The sequence below is a fragment of the Candidatus Nitrosocosmicus sp. FF01 genome (genome assembly GCF_047711275.1).
GTDB lineage: Archaea > Thermoproteota > Nitrososphaeria > Nitrososphaerales > Nitrososphaeraceae > Nitrosocosmicus.
Window position 1 is genome coordinate 1 of record NZ_JBLNIG010000007.1, and the last position, 15,930, is coordinate 15,930.

The following is a 15,930-nucleotide window of genomic DNA, read 5'->3' on the forward strand; positions in this document are numbered from 1 at the left end:
ACGACTAATCTTTTTTTTTGTTTTCTCATTATTGGATTTTTACAGTGTTATTCCTATTAAATAGTAATTAACCAATAAAACAATAAACTGATCGGTAATAATTCTTTTTTAAACGAGTCAATGAATCTACAGTTGTTTTAATAATTAAGCTCAGCAAATATACATAAATGACTCTTAGGTCCGTTTTATATTATTTTCAATGTAGTAGATTCCCGATAGATTTCGGGATAATAAAGATTTATTTTTTGTTTATGAAGTAGTCTAAAGTAATCATCCAAATCATTGAATAGATTTTGAAAGAAATCAGTGGACAAGATTGTTAAATAGTATATTAGATACAGAATAACATATTGATTCCAGAAAATATTTTGTATGAGTCAAAGACCATTGTGTGTATAAGAGACTATTGTGATTCAGATTTATTTTGTATTGGTAGATTTAATTTAAGAACCAAAATTCATACAATCAACTAAGACAAAATGCGGTATATTTCAGCCTCTGCAGGAATTTTAACTCTCTCTCTACTAATCTATGTCACTTTATTAGACAACATTACTTTCACAGTTACTGAATTGCGCGGTACGGATACAAGCTTACTACATGCCAACCCGTCCGGCATTGAAAATGTTAACCCTTATTCTGATCTTTCTTTGATACCGAGTATAGTAAATGTTACTACATCGTGGATAGCAGAGTATGGATATGTAGGAGTTTTTACTGCTGCATTGGTAGAAAATCTTTTCCCACCCATTCCCAGTGAATTGATATTTCCTTTGGCAGGCATTACCGCATTTACGAAACATTTGGGGTTTATAGAAGGTGTTATTGGTATGTCAATGGCAGGGGCAGGGGGTTCAACCTGTGGTGCATTAATAATTTACTATATATCAAGAAGAATAGGGAGAGTGGCGATACTTAAACTTGGTAATCGCATTGGAATTGGAGAAAAAGAGCTAGAAAAATCTGAAAAATGGTTTGATAAACATGGTTCAGCTGCTGTATTTTTTGGCAGAATGGCTCCAGGAATTCGAGAACTAGTCTCTATTCCCGCTGGAATTGAAAAAATGAAACTATCTACGTTTGTTATTTTTACTTTTGCAGGTTCATTTGTATGGTGCACATTTTTAACAACAATCGGTTTCTTCATAGGCGATGTATGGAGCAACCTATATGAGGAATATTCTTTTGTATTTGATCTAGTCGCAATTATCGTCGTAGGTGGCATAATAGGAGGACTTTCATATCGATTCTATAAAAATAAAAAGATAAGCAAACCCTAGTAGAACAGGCTCTTCTTTTTCCAGTGTTCTAAGGGAGAGGGCGTTTATTCTATATGTAAGGGACTTGAATTAACTATTAGTGACTATTAACCATGGTTCATCTTAAATAGAATTTTTTAAAATAGTTTTGTTACTATTGAGATTGTTTTCTAAAGAGAAACTAACTAGTTTAGATCACTAGTCTAACCTATCGGTTGGTAATCAGTTTATGAATTCATGAAATTTTCAAACTTCATTGGCCTCTACTAATTTTGATGCTAGTCCAATTTGGTATGTATTCTCATATTGAATTCCTCTTCAAGATTATTTTGAACACTTTCAAATACATCGTTTATTCTATTGCCCATAGATGGTGACTTTCTGTTAATGTGATCCAAAATCTCCTCTTTTGTAGCTGGAAACTTGAGATCTTCAAGCAAGTTTGCAAGCTTAGACACAATGGTTTTGTTGGTTGGTTCGTTAATTGGCGGTTCATTTGTCAGATCACCTACTCTTTGCACAGACGAGTCTACCCCTGATTCACTTGGATCTGTATAATTTTTATCGTCACGTACATAACTCATGCCTATCACTAAAAATTATGAAACATAGTATTTTACCATAGATAAAATTAATTTCATCAACACATGAACAGTGAAGAAGACCTTCCCGCTGACAAAAAAATTCTGTGCTAAACGAACGAAATAAAACGATCTTTAATGTCCACACCAGTTGTTTTCAATTTCTATTCTTTGATTGTTTAGGCGCAAATAAACGACCAGGCAATACAAATTTTTACAAAGACAAACTCAGCTTGAATATTTGGTGCCCATATAGTTTAACGGATATTGACTTATTGGATGATGGTTACAATTTACCCGCCACCTTGTGCATTACAAAAGTAGTTAGAGATACCTTCCTTTATTTTCCAGGGAAGATCTTGCAAAAGTAGGGGACCATAGATTAGAAGTATAGCTTTACAGCAAGAATAGACAAGCTCAAAAATATAGAGGGATATATCGCAAGTATTTATGGACCTAGCAGAAACAAGTTATCTAATATCGTTTATTAATCCAAATAGGCTTTAGATAATCAGATCAATCAAAATTATCCAAAACCAAATTAGATTTGGAAGAATGTCAGATGAGAAACCGTTTTATCGTTACCAATCATTTCCTTACATTTTTAGACTAGTCACCTGATTCTCAAATATTATAATGAACATCATAATTTAATAAACCAAAATATTTCAGTTATATACACTATGAATTTTACAAAAAAGACCGTAACAAATTTGTTTTTATTTTCATTGTTATCTATAGTTATGATATGGGGCACACTAACGGTTTTACCAAGTGTTCATGCGCAAGCAGCAAATAATGTCACATCAAGTGGAACAGGCGAACCAGAAACTCCACTTGAATTTATTTCTGTAATAAGAGGTCTATTGAATCAAACAGTTATAGAATATACCAATCAGAATTATACAGGAGCAGAAGAGCTTGCAACTACGGCCTATCTAGATAACTATGAGTATGTAGAGGGTCGATTAGCTGAAATAGACAGGCCTTTAATGGAAACTACTGAAATTCAAATGAGAGAAGAATTGCGCAAGATGATCCTAGACCGAGTGCCAGTTGAAGAATTACAAGATCATATCGATGAGATAAATGCCAATCTAGACAAATCTGTAGAATTATTGTCTAACTCAACCGCGTAAAATAACCATACAAGAGATCTAAAAAGAACTCTGTAAGATGAGGCCAAGTTACATCTTTGTGTATCTGAACTTCTTTTGGTGCCACCAACAAAGCGAACTTTGATTTATTGTGAAATATATGAATAATTTTTTTTATTTTCATCAGTTGCCAACTCATTCTAGTAGTTCATTATATTACTATTTTGAGTTGGATTTTAAAAATGGATTTGTATTATAGAAACAGATTTCGATTATCAGATTTAAATTTGATTTAATGACACTTATTAAAGTCTGATTCTTAAATTAGTAATAGAATTCCATAAATATAAGTTTCACCATAATATGAATAATTTTGACGATGGGCGATAATGTTCAAACTATTCAAAACGATGAAAATGCTCTCGATCGCCTGTACGGGTTAATTAGAAATGTTAAATCAAGACTAGACATCGTGGTGGGCGTAGATGGTTTAATACTGTTAGGTTCTTGCCCAGAATTCTCGGAACTCTGCGAACAACTAAAGAAACAAGGTGGTGTCATTAGAGGCATTATCAAAAGCCCTATACAAAACTATCCTGATTTTCAATCTATTCTTAATTCATTTACAGAAATAAAACAACTCGATAACATCAGAGGAATAATTGCAACTTCAGAATCAGAATATATTAAACTCAATTGCAACACATCCGGCACAATTATCTTAAATGGTACTTACAGCAATAGTGAAGACCTCTTGTCAGCCTCACATACTTTTTTTGAAGCATTATTTTCAAACGGTGTTTATTATAAAACTCAAAATGAAGGTACAGTCAATGACCTCGATTTAAATGATCTTGTTACTATTACTACTCCTGGCACATCAGCATCAAGATTTAAAATCGATAAGAAAATTGCAGATAAACTATCTTATTTTGTAGATAACTCTGAATTCATTTGTATTTATTCATCAATTGGTGGAATGTTATTTGAATTTCAAGATTACTTTGAAAATTTCAATTCAATTGTAGCAAAGGAAAAAAGTGGCAAACATGGAGGGGTTAGGTGGCTAACATCGATTAGAAACAAAAATGATATAGATCTAGTAAGATCACTTGCTAAAAGTGGATTAAAGATACGCCATATCCATGAGAAACCAGCTTTTGATTTTGCTATATCAGATCGGTTTTTTGCATCAACGATTGAAAGAATTAATGACGGCAGGATGGTAATGGACAATTTATTTCTAAATGATGATCAAGCAAATCTGAGTTTCTATAGCATGATATTTGAAAAACTTTGGAAAAATGGAATGGATTTTGAGGCAAGGATAAACGAGATAGAAAATGAAACAGACGATAAAATCGACATAGTATACGACTCAAGTGATGTGATGCACAGAATTTATGAATTATTTGCATTGGCCAAAAAGGAGGTTCTCATTATACTTCCTTCTACAAATGGATTTTATCGCTCTGAGCTGGAGGGTGGCTTTATAATGCTAAATGAACTAGGGTTTAAAGGGGTTAAACTAAGAGTTTTAACTATTCCGGACTCGGAGAATGCACATGAAACGAACAAAATAAAATCTAAATATCAAAATATTATATTCAAGGATCTTGAACCGACAATGGCATCGTTTAATAGGATCCTAGTTTTTGATAACAAGACTACGGTTATGTGGGAAGTAGTAGACGATAATCAACAGAAATTTACACAGGCATTGGGAATGGCCGTATTTGTTGAAAGTATCAAGACATCTGAAACTATTACTGCGATTTTCAATAACCTTTGGAATCAATCAGAAATACATAAACGACTTAAGGATGCACATGAAAAACTAAAAGGCCAAGGCAAAATGCAGAGCAGATTTATGGATTTGGTGGCTCATGAGTTACGTACCCCTTTGCAATCGATTTTAGGGATTACAGAAATTCTAAAGAATGAAATCAAAAATAACGATCAAAACTTCTTGTTGCGTATTGCCATATCTAATGCAAAAAAACTTCACAGGTTATCTGAAAACATATTAGATATAACGCGGCTCGAAGGTAATATACTTTACCTAAATAAAGAAAAATTTAGTCTCAATCAATTAGTAACATACATCGTTACAGACTTTGTTAACAACATTGAATACAACAGGGTTATAACTTTTGAATACCGTAATTTTGACAAAGAGTATTTTGTATTCGCCGACAAATTTAGGATGAGTCAGGTAATCCAAAATCTAATCGACAATTCTATGAGATTTGTTAGGAACAGAGGAAAAATAATACTAACAATGAGTGAGAAAAGAATCCATTCTAAAGATGTAGTAGAATTAAACGTAACTGATGACGGAGAATCCCTCAAACCAGAAATTCTAGCACGATTATTTACGAAATTTGCCTCTGATTCGTACTATGGTGCTGGTATTGGATTGTATTTGTGTAAAAAAATTATTGAGGCTCATGGAGGTAGAATTTGGGCTAAGAATAATCATGACATGAGGGGATGTACCTTTAGCTTTGGTATACCACAATAGATTGGTTTAAGAAAGCATCATTATTTTGATTTGGATCAAGTTTGATATGATATTTATCTGCCTTGCTTAAATGACATTTGTTTAATTGATAGTAGATATAGAGATCTATTCTTTGATCAAAAATGGAAAAATTACAGTTTTTATTAAAAAGCATTAAATAACCTTACATAAGATTAGAGCACTCGTTTGGATTTAGATAGTAAATAGTCTAAGTGGTATCTTTTGAAGATACTAGTCACAAAATATCGACTACTGGTCTCCCAGAATATTCGATATTGTATGTATCATATAATAACTCAAATAAATCAACAACACATTTTGAGGTTGTCTTCTTTAGACTTAAAACATGATCAATAGGGGATTTGGGCTGTGTTCAGTTAACGGATTTTAACTCCTTGTTATGATAGTTGATAAAAAGATTTAACCAGTTCCTCACATATTTTAGTTTGCAATTCTTTACTCGACAGGAAAAATAATCGTCAAAGCATTCGGTTCTATCCTTTATATACTGTATAGTTCTTTCAATCAGGCTTTTCTCAATATTAGAATGAAGGTGGTGATTTAGTTTTAGAAACTTACAAGCCATCGGGTATTATGTGCCTCCATCAGTGGAAACTGGATGTCTTCCATGTTCTTTGACTAAACCAGCAATGAATCTTTCAGCAACGAACATGTTTCTTTCCTTGGAGATAGATAGTGCGAAAATTTCCTTACTTTTTGCATTTATTGCAACCCATAACCATATAAATTCCCATCCCACCTTGATCAAGGTTTCATCCAAAATGAATTCAGAAATCTTTTACTTTTTGTGGATATCTTTAGAGGATAGTATTTTTGTATCCAGTTCCAAATGGTAACATGGTTTCTCTTTATAAAACAAGATAGTCTTTCCGAGGCTTTCCTTAAGGACAGACCTGAAAAGTACAAGTGTAAGCCATAATATACATACCTTGAAGGTGTTCTGTTTCTACTAACCATAAAAGAAATAGGACATCTTCAAGCTATAGGTTTATCGTTAAATGAACAGAGCCGGGATTTGTATAAGACTATCTAAACAAAATCAGATCGAAATGGGCATTAAACATGAAAGGCGTTACCAATAGTTTTTTTATTTTGCTAGGGTATTTCAGGGATGTTATCCCCAGATAAGCATGAAAAACAATGTTGCGTCAGGAAAAGCCGGCTCAACTGCAACACCGGTAAAATCTGATGGCATACCGGCTCATGAACTACCAACCTCCCGACCGCAAGGTGCTTTAGAACCGGTTGCTTTTTTTGATGATGCCATGCCAACAGGGGTGACAGTATCACATACAGGAAGAATTTTTGTAAATTTTCCAAAATGGGGTGACGACGTCAAGTTTACAGTAGCAGAAATTCGAGATGGCCAAACCATTGCTTATCCTAATCAAGAAATAAACGAAACGGACGAGCAAGATCAGGCGTCAACCTTAGTATCTGTACAATCTGTAGTAGTAGATCCAGCAGATCGTTTATGGATACTTGATACTGGTAGTCCGCTATTTAAGCCAACAGAATTTGGAGGTCCGAAATTGATTTACATAAATTTAGACACAAATCAAGTAATAAAAAAAATTCTCTTTCCTCAAACAGTTGCACTTCCAACTACCTATCTCAATGATATTCGTTTTGATCTCAGAAGAGGAAACGAAGGATTTGCGTTTATCACAGATTCTTCTCAGAAAGGTTCAAATGGACTAATTGCTGTTGATCTTGCAACAGGAGAAAGCTGGCGTCGGTTAAATGACCACTTTTCTACCAAAGCGGAGGACATTCAAACTTTTCTTCCCCTAGTGGAAGGAAGGCCATTTTTGGAACACAAGCCTGATGGAACTATTCAACAATGTGCTAATATGGGTGCAGACGGCATAGCCATAAGTTCGGATGGATCTCGAATATTTTACTGTCCACTTGGAAGCCGTAGTTTATTTAGTGTTGAAACTGATGCATTGGCCAATCGAGACTTTTCCGAAGAAGAGGTGGCAGAAACTGTCCATCATCATGGTGACAGAGGTGGTGCATCAGATGGCCTAGAATCAGACTCTGAAGGGAATATATACTCAACCAATTATGAGCATAATGCAATCCTTCGGCTTAATTACTATAATAAAGTGTGGGAAACGATAGTGTATGACACGCGATTGTTGTGGCCAGATACTCTTTCTCTTGCAACTGATGGATACTTATATGTCACTGCTAATCAGTTACATCGTCAAGCCCGCTATAACAGGGGAAAAGATTTACGTATGAAACCATATACGTTATTTCGAACGCGTGTAAATGCACAACCTGTTTTACTACGCTGATTCATGATATTTATTTTGCAGCAATAGTATGAAAAATTACATGGATAGTTGATTGAAAAAATTAAAAAAATTTTTTATTGTTGATATTGAAACTTTTTACATAGAACCGACCTTTGTAGGTTTCACTTTCAATAGAATTCTTTTTTCGCCCGGAGTGCTAAAGGGATATTTATCTTTGTTTAGATACTTTTTGGCCATTTTATTTATATGCTCATCTGCCAGTTCCCCAGTAATTTGATCGACTACCTCTCCTCTAACAGTGACCATGTGATAGGGGTTATTCTTATCTGCAATTGATATAGCAATTATGGGATCTCGTGCCACGTTTTTCTGTTTTATTCTCCCGACTGCGGTATTGATAAGAATTTGGTTGTCGTTGTCTATGTCCACCCACGTAGGAGTTATCTGTGGAGATCCGTCTTTCATAATCGTAGCAACGAAAGCAAGATTTTTGTCTTCAAAGAGGTTTCGCAAAGATGCATCAATTTGTTCATTATCTTTTTGACTCATATCTAAATACTGAGAATAATTGTTTTTATACGTTAATATTTTAGCTGAAAAAGGAGTCAATTTAAGAAGGATGAAGGTGGAAAATAGAGATTTCCCCAAGTTCAAAAAAGAAGGATCGTAAGTAGTTTGACTACTTCCAGCAGTAGTATCAGCAGTCGATGTAATAATAGCAAAATGAGGATATGATACCTGATCATATCTGTTTCTTAAGGATTTCCAAATTCAACTGCAAATTTACATAAAATTAACTTTAGCCTAACTAAAACTAAAAGTAGCTCCTCCCCATTAAATTATTTATTGCCCAAATCTTGTCTCCATATGCTTTCATAATATTTTTAGAGAAATACAATCCTATTCCTGTTATACTACAGGATTTTGAATCAAATTTGGCAAAATCCTTGGAAGGATTTCAGAATCTATTCCTCTACCATAGTCTAAAATAGGAACAACAATAGATGAGTTATTCCTTTTGGATCGACTCGCACCTCTAATCAATTCCTTCTGCTCAATACATCTGAATACACAAGATACCTTATCTGATCGAAACTTTATAGTATTTTAAATTAGACTACTTATTATATGCCCTAATTTTTACACTATCTACATTTATTGCATAATTTGTGTTACCCAAGTTATTATAATACTCAAAGCACAGGGTATTTGCAGATTTTTTAATATTATTTTTGAACTACCGTACCACATACCGGATTAGTTGATTGATACTAAATTGTGTTATTTTGAGAGTATGAAATTTGCAGTCAATTCGAGTTGCATCTAAAATTTTTTCGATCAAAATTTGTGGTTTTGTCTCTAAGATGTTCAGCTAAACCGATGATAGTATCTAGCAGAGTTCGTAGATCATTCACAACACAGTCTACAAAATCCTGTTACATTATTTTGTGTAGCTTCATACTATCATAAGGCATTTGTAACTGTTCATACTTTTTAGATTGATTGACAAATCATTAGGAACTTTGTAGTTTGGTTTTAACTTATTGCTCTTTTCACTTTATTCTCTTTTACAATATAGAAGAATATTCTGTATGATTATTACATATCATTATTGTCTATTTTAGTTACACTAAGGATTTAAAATTTATTGACTATGATAAATATGATTAATTAAATCATGCCAGTGATAATAAGAGATTATAAAACTAAATTAAAAAAGCATAAAAGTTATTATGATTCTCTTTATGATGCACTTGTTTATCTGAATAACCACCACGGTCCATTAACAAAATACAGGATTACAACTAACAAAACCGTGATATCAATTCTCTTCTCCTGCGAATTGGTCAGAAAGGTTACAGACAGAAATTTGCTGTCAAGTATGGACCATAATGAAGTTCCTCACTACACCATTTCTCAAAAAGGATTAGAGTTCATGAGACAATATGAGTTGATACAGAGTTTATTGTCATAGAAAAATAATAGTGGTATTAAAATGTAATAACATTCTAGTATATTCATATTAATGAAGGTTTAAATTTTGATCTGGCCGATATTCCGATTGTTAAAAAGAAATCGCTTGATTGTTGAGAATTTCTGACTCTAAGAGAGATTCATAATTTGGCAATCGAATGAGCAGATATTGTGGTTTGTAAACGCATTAGGTTATCACAGAAGGATCGACAGCCTTTATTATTTCTGAATTATACAACGCGATTATGCATTTGACATCATCTTGTTTTGATAAACTTAACCGATAATCGATACCTTTATTCAAAAATAAACTTTGGATCGCGGAAAAATTTATACTGATGTTATTTATTAATTTGTAAAGATTCTCCCCCCAACCCTTATCAAGAAAAAGCAAATCCAGATCAATAAAGTATCAACCCATCTTTATATCAATAATATTTTCATTCAACAAAATACCTAACTATTTAATAATTTATGCACAAACAATAATATGTTTAGAAATTTGCTTTTGGTTTTAATTGCTCCATTAATTGCAGCAAGCGGTGTGAGTGTATACGCTTCTAGTGGTCCAGGAGGAGTTTTTGATAGTCAGTCAGACAGCAATGCAGATGTATCTTTTTTGCCCGGAAAGGGAAATATGACATTTACAGAAGATAACGTAACAGTAGGACAAGAAAAAGCACTGAATAATACCATAGGAAATACTACCGAGTTTAATCAACCCGGTTTTGATCCAAGTGCGCCCATAAAAGAATACGAGAGTAATTCTTCTGATTGGACCATAATTGATCCATTCGATAAAGGTAGGTATGATTGATTAGAAAATAATCTAATTAATTTTTGTTACTATAATACGTAAATAACATTTAATCAACGACGGCTTATTCAAAACCAACTACTTCATCAGGATTCGCGTTTTCAGTAAATGGTTTCTTATAAAAGTAATAATCCGTTTCGTTTGGAAGATCTTTTGTAACGGGTTGCTCGACACTATTCATATTACAATCACATTCTTTTTCCATACTCAAGTCGAATATATTCCCAATTATCTCTGCATCTAACCACAACCCCTCGCATCCAGGACATTCGCATACCTCCTCATTATTTTTGACACTCAATTGCATTTCTAAGAAGCAGCGGGGACATTCCATACCCTAATATTTTATTCTGATCATCATTTATAATCTATATGGTCCACTATTTGGGTAAATAATTCACGATCCAAATATAACATACTTTTTGGCTATAAATTGCAAAATTTTGCAATCTTAACATATTTTTGACATATGAGGATTTTTGAACATCATATTTCTCAACATGATTAACGGATATCATAATTCAATCAGGAATCTAAAAAAAAATTAGAATTTTAAGAGTTTTAATTTATCCATGATCTCATTCTCCCTTAGAGATGTAACTTCATCTGAATATTCATATACGCCTAGTACAAGTCGCTGGCATCCAGGACAAAACTGATGATAAATTTCGTAATTCATTTTTGTTCTTTTGTTCCATCGCCATCTTTTTTCCATTTGAGGTTGAAAGGCAAAAGAACAATGGGGACAGTGCATCATGACTATAATAATGTAAATAAACTATATTAAATTTAGAAGTTTATCGGGAACAAATTCACTGAATTGAATTGAATAGTTCACAAGTAACATAAAAATTGAACATTGTTGAATCTTAGGTCCATATCTTAGATTAGGAAGTGAAATTAAAACATACACATCGATAATAAAGTGGTTGCGGGGAACTGCTATCTAAACGAGAGTAGGCCATGGTCGGAGGTAGAGAATTTATTATAGCATTTGTCTAACCTAAAACAGCACAAAACATTAAGGAAAGATAAAAAATGAGATGATCAGGAGGAGATAGCAACAGATTGAATATCTCTTGATCTCTATCCCATATTTTAGAATTGACCATTTTTTCTAATTTTCTTCATCAAGATCGATGAAGTTATCAAAGAAGGTCATTTTCAATTTTGTCAAGAGCCTCATTTACAGAATTGCTAATACCATTCTTTGCAAATTCTTGCCCTATGCTTGGTATATTGGACAAGTCCAAATTCCAGAGAATGTTGATTTCAGTTTTGTTAGCATCTCCTCCTACCTGATAGAGGCTTATAGTCTTTACACCAGTAACTGCCCCCTGAGTTTGATTTTCGATGACCATATACTGCTCTGGATTGATTTCTATTATCTGAAGAGCTTTATTGTCCATGAAAGGGGGAGCGGGCACGGTAACTTCTCGCTCAACTCTACTATTGCTGTCGTTAATAATATCTACCACTGTAATAGGCCAGTAATTCGGATTACTATCCAGGTCAGAAATTATTTTCCATACGTCATCCTTCGATGCATTTACTATTTTTGAGGCATTAATGGTGTCAGTGGACTTGCTTTGTGCATATACCAGATTATTCGCACCGGAAGTAGTGACGGCAGTAGATATGCCCATAAGAGTAGAAAATATTAGCGTTACTGCAATTGTAATTGATACTAAATATAATGCTGATTTTCTAAATTTCCCAGTCTCGATTGATAGTGATTTTCCTGATTTTGTCATTCAGTAACCGTTCTTTTCAGGTATATTAACCATTTTGGACCTATGAGACGTAACTTTGTTACCTAAGGTATTTTATTAGCTTTCATACAAACACAAATAATATATGAAATCACCTTTCATTTTCATTTGTCAGCAGCAACAGAACTACATTTCGAAATACAATTTGGTCGTCCTTGGATCGAATAAACATTTTTGGTACAAAGTTGAAGATATAATGATTAATTGATTCATTGTGGTTCATGAATACCGTGACCGAATATTTATCAGGAAGGATATTCTCTTGAAACTCTGTGAATATGGTGAAATCAATCAAAGCAAGCTCATGAGCTATTGTGGATTGAATAATGTGAAACACAAAGAGATTTTGGATGATATGGTCTACAAAGATTTGATAACCCGAATGGAACAAACATGGGGCAGTAAAATCATAATCAACTACAAAATTTCAGAAAGAGGAAGATCGATTTTAAACGAAATTCTTGCACCATATGAGGAATTGTTTCCAAGAAATGAAAAAGTAAAAGAAGAAGAGGAGAAAGGAGGAGAGTAATTTGAGTAAATCTAAACCTAATAACGATGATAAGGAAAGATCAGACTCTAGTATTTTCTTCATAATGGATGGAATAATCGATCAACTAAACAAAACAAAAAAGTTGTTTATAATCATGTTACTTACAATTATGATTATTCCGCCTATAGCATTTATGTTATCATTTGTACTATTTGGTTTTCCGTTTCATGATAATGATTATGATGACGATCAAAATGGCATTAATGGTGGGAGATGGTGGTGGACAAATGACAGGATAAGGGAAGACGATGGAGGAAGTGCAGGTATGGATGCTAACAGAAGTAGTAGTCTCAGTAGTGGTGATGGCGGTGCTGCTAGTAGTAGTAGTAGTAGTAATGACGGAGTTATAAGCGGTAACATCAATCAAAGTGAAGAAACAAACAATGTAGGAGGAACTGCTAAAACCGCTCCATGGGAAGACAGGTCCAACTCTAACCCGTCATTTAGATATTTGCCATTAATTCCAGTGATGGTAGTTTTGGTATGGTTGGGAATAGGAATCAGACAGTGGTTTGTACTTTCAAAATGGGATAAAAAATATAAAAAATATAAAGAAATGCAGAGAAAAATTGATGAAAAATTGGATAAAGATGATGAGAAATACTAGAGATTTGCACAATCAGACAATTGGTCTTTGACAATGAAGATCACGAAAATAGTCTTGTCATAAGCCAGACTGGGTTTGATCGCAACTAGTTAACAGCAAAGACCTGTCAAATAATACTGAGAATTAAAGGATCGATCGGTTTTCCAAGTTTAGATGAACTAGAATATCTGTTGTTGCTTGCAAATATTTTCAGTTTGCTTTCGGAATCTTTTTCTTGTTGCCAAGACACTATTCAATTTGTACATATAGCTCCCAGATTATTATATTTCTGACTAACAAGTAACTAAGTTACGTATCATAGGTAAACAAAGGTTATAATAATTTAGAACGTATTTAAGGAAATGATAAACAATAATTCAAGCCAGAAAACAAAAAAATTGCTCATAGTATCAGCAACAGTTGTAACTACTATTATTATAGCAAGTATCTTTTTATCAACTCCCGCCATAACTTTTGTCACAGCTTTCATTACACTAGGCAATGAGTCTAATATCCAAGCAAATCAATCTCCAGTAATTGAAAGCACAATAAATGTAATAGAAAAATCTCAAAATGTAATAGGTAGCGGTCTAAATGTATCATTTGCAAAAGCTGCTGAAACAGCAACCAGCCAATTTGACAATAGTACTTTAATAATTGGAGGACATCTTGATGTAGTTGGACAAGGTAATCTTGTTTACAAATTCTTTGGGGCAAACCACATGAATAACACCATGTATCAAATCTATGTGGATCCCGAAAATGGGGCAGTCTTGTATAAATCCGATGCAATGTCGTTAAAAGACTTCTATAAACATGCTATTTTTTTTGAAAATAGAGATTATGCTCACGGATTTTTCGGAGAGCATGAACGAGGTGGAGAAGGGTTCTTTGGATTTGGACATTGGAAAGACAAATGGATTAATTCACACGACCATAACAGTGATACGGGGTTAATAGGATGGTTAAGCTTTCCTCATTAACCCAACTTTTGCAGAAAAAATAATCGATAAAACCGTTTCCGCTTACTATAATCGTAAGGCAAATTCAAACTTTTTCTAACTAGTCTTTCAAAATGTTAATAAACAAATCTCTTCAGAATTTTATAGAAATCAATGAGACATCGAACTGCTTTTGTTTTTTTATTTTTACCTGGTATTTTCCTGCTTTTATCATCACTGATTTCAATTGTTTTCGCTCAGAATATACCTTTGGATAACACTTACTCCAATGTGCTATGTGGCTTATCAATAGATTACCCTTCCAGTTGGATTGTAAGGGAATCTAATCAAAAGTACCTGTCGGGACAATCTTCACTTCTTGTCATGGCTGAGTTGAGACCCAATGTCCCAGAAGGATTCAAAACCGTTGTAGAATTAGAAGCAGAAAACATTACTGCTTATCATGACAGATCTATTGAAGGTATAGGCGAGTTTATGGAATTTTACCTATCAGAAACAAATGTAAACATTAAGGAATCGATTAAAAAAGACATCAATAACCTTTCAACACATCAAATTATTTATGAAACTCTTACTCCACATGGTAACGTATTGAAAACTAAAGAAGTCTATATTCCCACCGAAAATACCTTGTACGTGATTCGATATGATACCTCGGGTTCCAATTTTTACGATAAGTATATATCCTATTTTGATAGCATGATTCTAACCATTAAGGTCGATGGTCGAAAGTGTTAATACATTTTATTCATAATAATTAGAAACGCTCTGATTGATTGAGTCTTTTTTTAATTTCATGTGGTCTCGATTATATCTTGATATGTCTTTGCACCCAATATGAACAAAGGTTAGCAAGCGCTATGCACCGGTTTGAAGACTCCAGATCCGGGGGTAAAGAATGTAGTTTGCCTACCTTCAATAAACAAAAACTCTAATTTGGTTTGAGTGTTCTTTTATAAAATCTTTTTTTCTAGTCAGAAGAATGGATCTCCAACTAATCGATTGCCTATCTGATTTGGTATTGTTGCATCTTTATGGATCTTATTTGTAAAGTCAATTTGAAAAATCAAGGACAGGCTTTTTGTCATATTATACTATAATGCTGTTGAAAACACAAATAATTAACATAGTCAACTAAAATTAGAAATAAAAAAATACTTTCTTGCATAATAAAGAAAAAAAGATTAGTCGTTTGCTTGAGCTAGGCCGTTACTTCCTGTATTGGCTTGGAATTGGAAGTTTATATTATTTCCAGAAGCTATGGAACTTCCACCTGAAATTACTTGGCTATTTTGTTTTGATTTTTGAGACTGACTAATTATTTGTTTTGCCTTGTTACTCTTTTTTGCTAATGCATCTTCTGAGATTGCAAGTGGAGCCAAAACTAATGCGAGTGCTAGAACAACTGCTGTTGATACTAGTAATGTTTTAGTTGTATTCATACCTGTAAATTTTATTGTTATAATTCAATATATATTAGCTATTTTAGAGTTTTGTGTGAATATGTTCAGGTAATA

Annotated in this window: 17 protein-coding genes; 10 read left to right on the forward strand and 7 right to left on the reverse strand. The window is 33.4% G+C overall.

Going from position 1 to position 15,930, the window contains the following annotated elements:
• Positions 1-479: 479 nt before the first annotated feature.
• Complete coding sequence (locus ACMT7R_RS14650; RefSeq protein WP_415312713.1) at positions 480-1,280, forward strand: DedA family protein; 801 nt, start codon at positions 480-482, stop codon at positions 1,278-1,280.
• 257 nt (positions 1,281-1,537) lie between these two features.
• Here the strand turns inward: ACMT7R_RS14650 and ACMT7R_RS14655 are convergent, their stop codons facing one another.
• Entirely contained in the window at positions 1,538-1,843 is a 306-nt protein-coding gene (locus ACMT7R_RS14655; protein WP_415312714.1) for a hypothetical protein, read from the reverse strand.
• Positions 1,844-2,523: 680 nt separating this feature from the next.
• Between ACMT7R_RS14655 and ACMT7R_RS14660 the strand changes: the two genes are divergently transcribed.
• Together ACMT7R_RS14660 and ACMT7R_RS14665 are read left to right on the forward strand one after the other, a co-directional pair.
• Positions 2,524-2,979: a hypothetical protein gene (locus tag ACMT7R_RS14660; protein WP_415312715.1), complete on the forward strand. Its 456-nt coding sequence runs from the start codon at positions 2,524-2,526 to the stop codon at positions 2,977-2,979.
• A 337-nt stretch (positions 2,980-3,316) separates the two neighbouring features.
• Complete coding sequence (locus tag ACMT7R_RS14665; protein ID WP_415312716.1) at positions 3,317-5,461, forward strand: ATP-binding protein; 2,145 nt, start codon at positions 3,317-3,319, stop codon at positions 5,459-5,461.
• A gap of 592 nt (positions 5,462-6,053) precedes the next feature.
• On the opposite strand, the gene ACMT7R_RS14670 is transcribed toward ACMT7R_RS14665, so the two are convergent.
• Complete coding sequence (locus ACMT7R_RS14670) at positions 6,054-6,242, reverse strand: DDE-type integrase/transposase/recombinase (protein ID WP_415312717.1); 189 nt, start codon at positions 6,240-6,242, stop codon at positions 6,054-6,056.
• 370 nt (positions 6,243-6,612) lie between these two features.
• Between ACMT7R_RS14670 and ACMT7R_RS14675 the strand changes: the two genes are divergently transcribed.
• On the forward strand, positions 6,613-7,788 hold the full coding sequence (locus tag ACMT7R_RS14675; protein WP_415312718.1) for an L-dopachrome tautomerase-related protein: 1,176 nt from the start codon (positions 6,613-6,615) through the stop codon (positions 7,786-7,788).
• A 96-nt stretch (positions 7,789-7,884) separates the two neighbouring features.
• On the opposite strand, the gene ACMT7R_RS14680 is transcribed toward ACMT7R_RS14675, so the two are convergent.
• Both ACMT7R_RS14680 and ACMT7R_RS14685 read right to left on the reverse strand, forming a co-directional pair.
• Positions 7,885-8,298, reverse strand: a complete 414-nt coding sequence (locus tag ACMT7R_RS14680; RefSeq protein WP_415312719.1) for a PPOX class F420-dependent oxidoreductase — start codon at positions 8,296-8,298, stop codon at positions 7,885-7,887.
• A gap of 360 nt (positions 8,299-8,658) precedes the next feature.
• On the reverse strand, positions 8,659-8,793 hold the full coding sequence (locus tag ACMT7R_RS14685; RefSeq protein WP_415309616.1) for a hypothetical protein: 135 nt from the start codon (positions 8,791-8,793) through the stop codon (positions 8,659-8,661).
• A 634-nt stretch (positions 8,794-9,427) separates the two neighbouring features.
• On the opposite strand from ACMT7R_RS14685, the gene ACMT7R_RS14690 reads away from it, so the two are divergent.
• Complete coding sequence (locus ACMT7R_RS14690) at positions 9,428-9,724, forward strand: hypothetical protein (protein ID WP_415312720.1); 297 nt, start codon at positions 9,428-9,430, stop codon at positions 9,722-9,724.
• 489 nt (positions 9,725-10,213) lie between these two features.
• Positions 10,214-10,540 (forward strand): hypothetical protein, encoded by a 327-nt coding sequence (locus ACMT7R_RS14695; RefSeq protein WP_415312722.1) that lies wholly within the window; start codon positions 10,214-10,216, stop codon positions 10,538-10,540.
• A gap of 64 nt (positions 10,541-10,604) precedes the next feature.
• On the opposite strand, the gene ACMT7R_RS14700 is transcribed toward ACMT7R_RS14695, so the two are convergent.
• Positions 10,605-10,874, reverse strand: coding sequence for a zf-TFIIB domain-containing protein (locus ACMT7R_RS14700; RefSeq protein WP_415309619.1), 270 nt, complete (start codon positions 10,872-10,874; stop codon positions 10,605-10,607).
• An 814-nt stretch (positions 10,875-11,688) separates the two neighbouring features.
• Positions 11,689-12,294 (reverse strand): hypothetical protein, encoded by a 606-nt coding sequence (locus tag ACMT7R_RS14705; protein WP_415312724.1) that lies wholly within the window; start codon positions 12,292-12,294, stop codon positions 11,689-11,691.
• A 280-nt stretch (positions 12,295-12,574) separates the two neighbouring features.
• Here ACMT7R_RS14705 and ACMT7R_RS14710 point away from each other — a divergent pair, with 280 nt between their 5' ends.
• The 4 genes from ACMT7R_RS14710 to ACMT7R_RS14725 all read left to right on the forward strand — a co-directional run bounded on the left by ACMT7R_RS14710 (position 12,575) and on the right by ACMT7R_RS14725 (position 15,151).
• A complete protein-coding gene (locus ACMT7R_RS14710) occupies positions 12,575-12,844 on the forward strand; it encodes a hypothetical protein (RefSeq protein WP_415311031.1) in 270 nt (89 codons plus the stop codon).
• A gap of 1 nt (position 12,845) precedes the next feature.
• Positions 12,846-13,472 (forward strand): hypothetical protein, encoded by a 627-nt coding sequence (locus ACMT7R_RS14715; RefSeq protein ID WP_415312725.1) that lies wholly within the window; start codon positions 12,846-12,848, stop codon positions 13,470-13,472.
• A 341-nt stretch (positions 13,473-13,813) separates the two neighbouring features.
• Positions 13,814-14,434: a hypothetical protein gene (locus ACMT7R_RS14720; protein ID WP_415312726.1), complete on the forward strand. Its 621-nt coding sequence runs from the start codon at positions 13,814-13,816 to the stop codon at positions 14,432-14,434.
• A 228-nt stretch (positions 14,435-14,662) separates the two neighbouring features.
• Positions 14,663-15,151, forward strand: a complete 489-nt coding sequence (locus ACMT7R_RS14725) for a PsbP-related protein (protein ID WP_415312727.1) — start codon at positions 14,663-14,665, stop codon at positions 15,149-15,151.
• A 446-nt stretch (positions 15,152-15,597) separates the two neighbouring features.
• On the opposite strand, the gene ACMT7R_RS14730 is transcribed toward ACMT7R_RS14725, so the two are convergent.
• Positions 15,598-15,855, reverse strand: a complete 258-nt coding sequence (locus ACMT7R_RS14730; RefSeq protein WP_415309607.1) for a hypothetical protein — start codon at positions 15,853-15,855, stop codon at positions 15,598-15,600.
• Between the last annotated feature and the right edge of the window lie 75 nt (positions 15,856-15,930).

What these genes read in the sequence shown, in the direction of transcription:
- ACMT7R_RS14730 (WP_415309607.1), bottom strand. Translation starts at nt 15,855, where the DNA reads ATGAATACAACTAAAACATTACTAGTATCAACAGCAGTTGTTCTAGCA.
- ACMT7R_RS14665 (WP_415312716.1), top strand. Translation starts at nt 3,317, where the DNA reads ATGGGCGATAATGTTCAAACTATTCAAAACGATGAAAATGCTCTCGAT.
- ACMT7R_RS14650 (WP_415312713.1), top strand. Translation starts at nt 480, where the DNA reads ATGCGGTATATTTCAGCCTCTGCAGGAATTTTAACTCTCTCTCTACTA.
- ACMT7R_RS14720 (WP_415312726.1), top strand. Translation starts at nt 13,814, where the DNA reads ATGATAAACAATAATTCAAGCCAGAAAACAAAAAAATTGCTCATAGTA.
- ACMT7R_RS14655 (WP_415312714.1), bottom strand. Translation starts at nt 1,843, where the DNA reads ATGAGTTATGTACGTGACGATAAAAATTATACAGATCCAAGTGAATCA.
- ACMT7R_RS14660 (WP_415312715.1), top strand. Translation starts at nt 2,524, where the DNA reads ATGAATTTTACAAAAAAGACCGTAACAAATTTGTTTTTATTTTCATTG.
- ACMT7R_RS14675 (WP_415312718.1), top strand. Translation starts at nt 6,613, where the DNA reads ATGAAAAACAATGTTGCGTCAGGAAAAGCCGGCTCAACTGCAACACCG.
- ACMT7R_RS14690 (WP_415312720.1), top strand. Translation starts at nt 9,428, where the DNA reads ATGCCAGTGATAATAAGAGATTATAAAACTAAATTAAAAAAGCATAAA.
- ACMT7R_RS14695 (WP_415312722.1), top strand. Translation starts at nt 10,214, where the DNA reads ATGTTTAGAAATTTGCTTTTGGTTTTAATTGCTCCATTAATTGCAGCA.
- ACMT7R_RS14705 (WP_415312724.1), bottom strand. Translation starts at nt 12,294, where the DNA reads ATGACAAAATCAGGAAAATCACTATCAATCGAGACTGGGAAATTTAGA.
- ACMT7R_RS14700 (WP_415309619.1), bottom strand. Translation starts at nt 10,874, where the DNA reads ATGGAATGTCCCCGCTGCTTCTTAGAAATGCAATTGAGTGTCAAAAAT.
- ACMT7R_RS14680 (WP_415312719.1), bottom strand. Translation starts at nt 8,298, where the DNA reads ATGAGTCAAAAAGATAATGAACAAATTGATGCATCTTTGCGAAACCTC.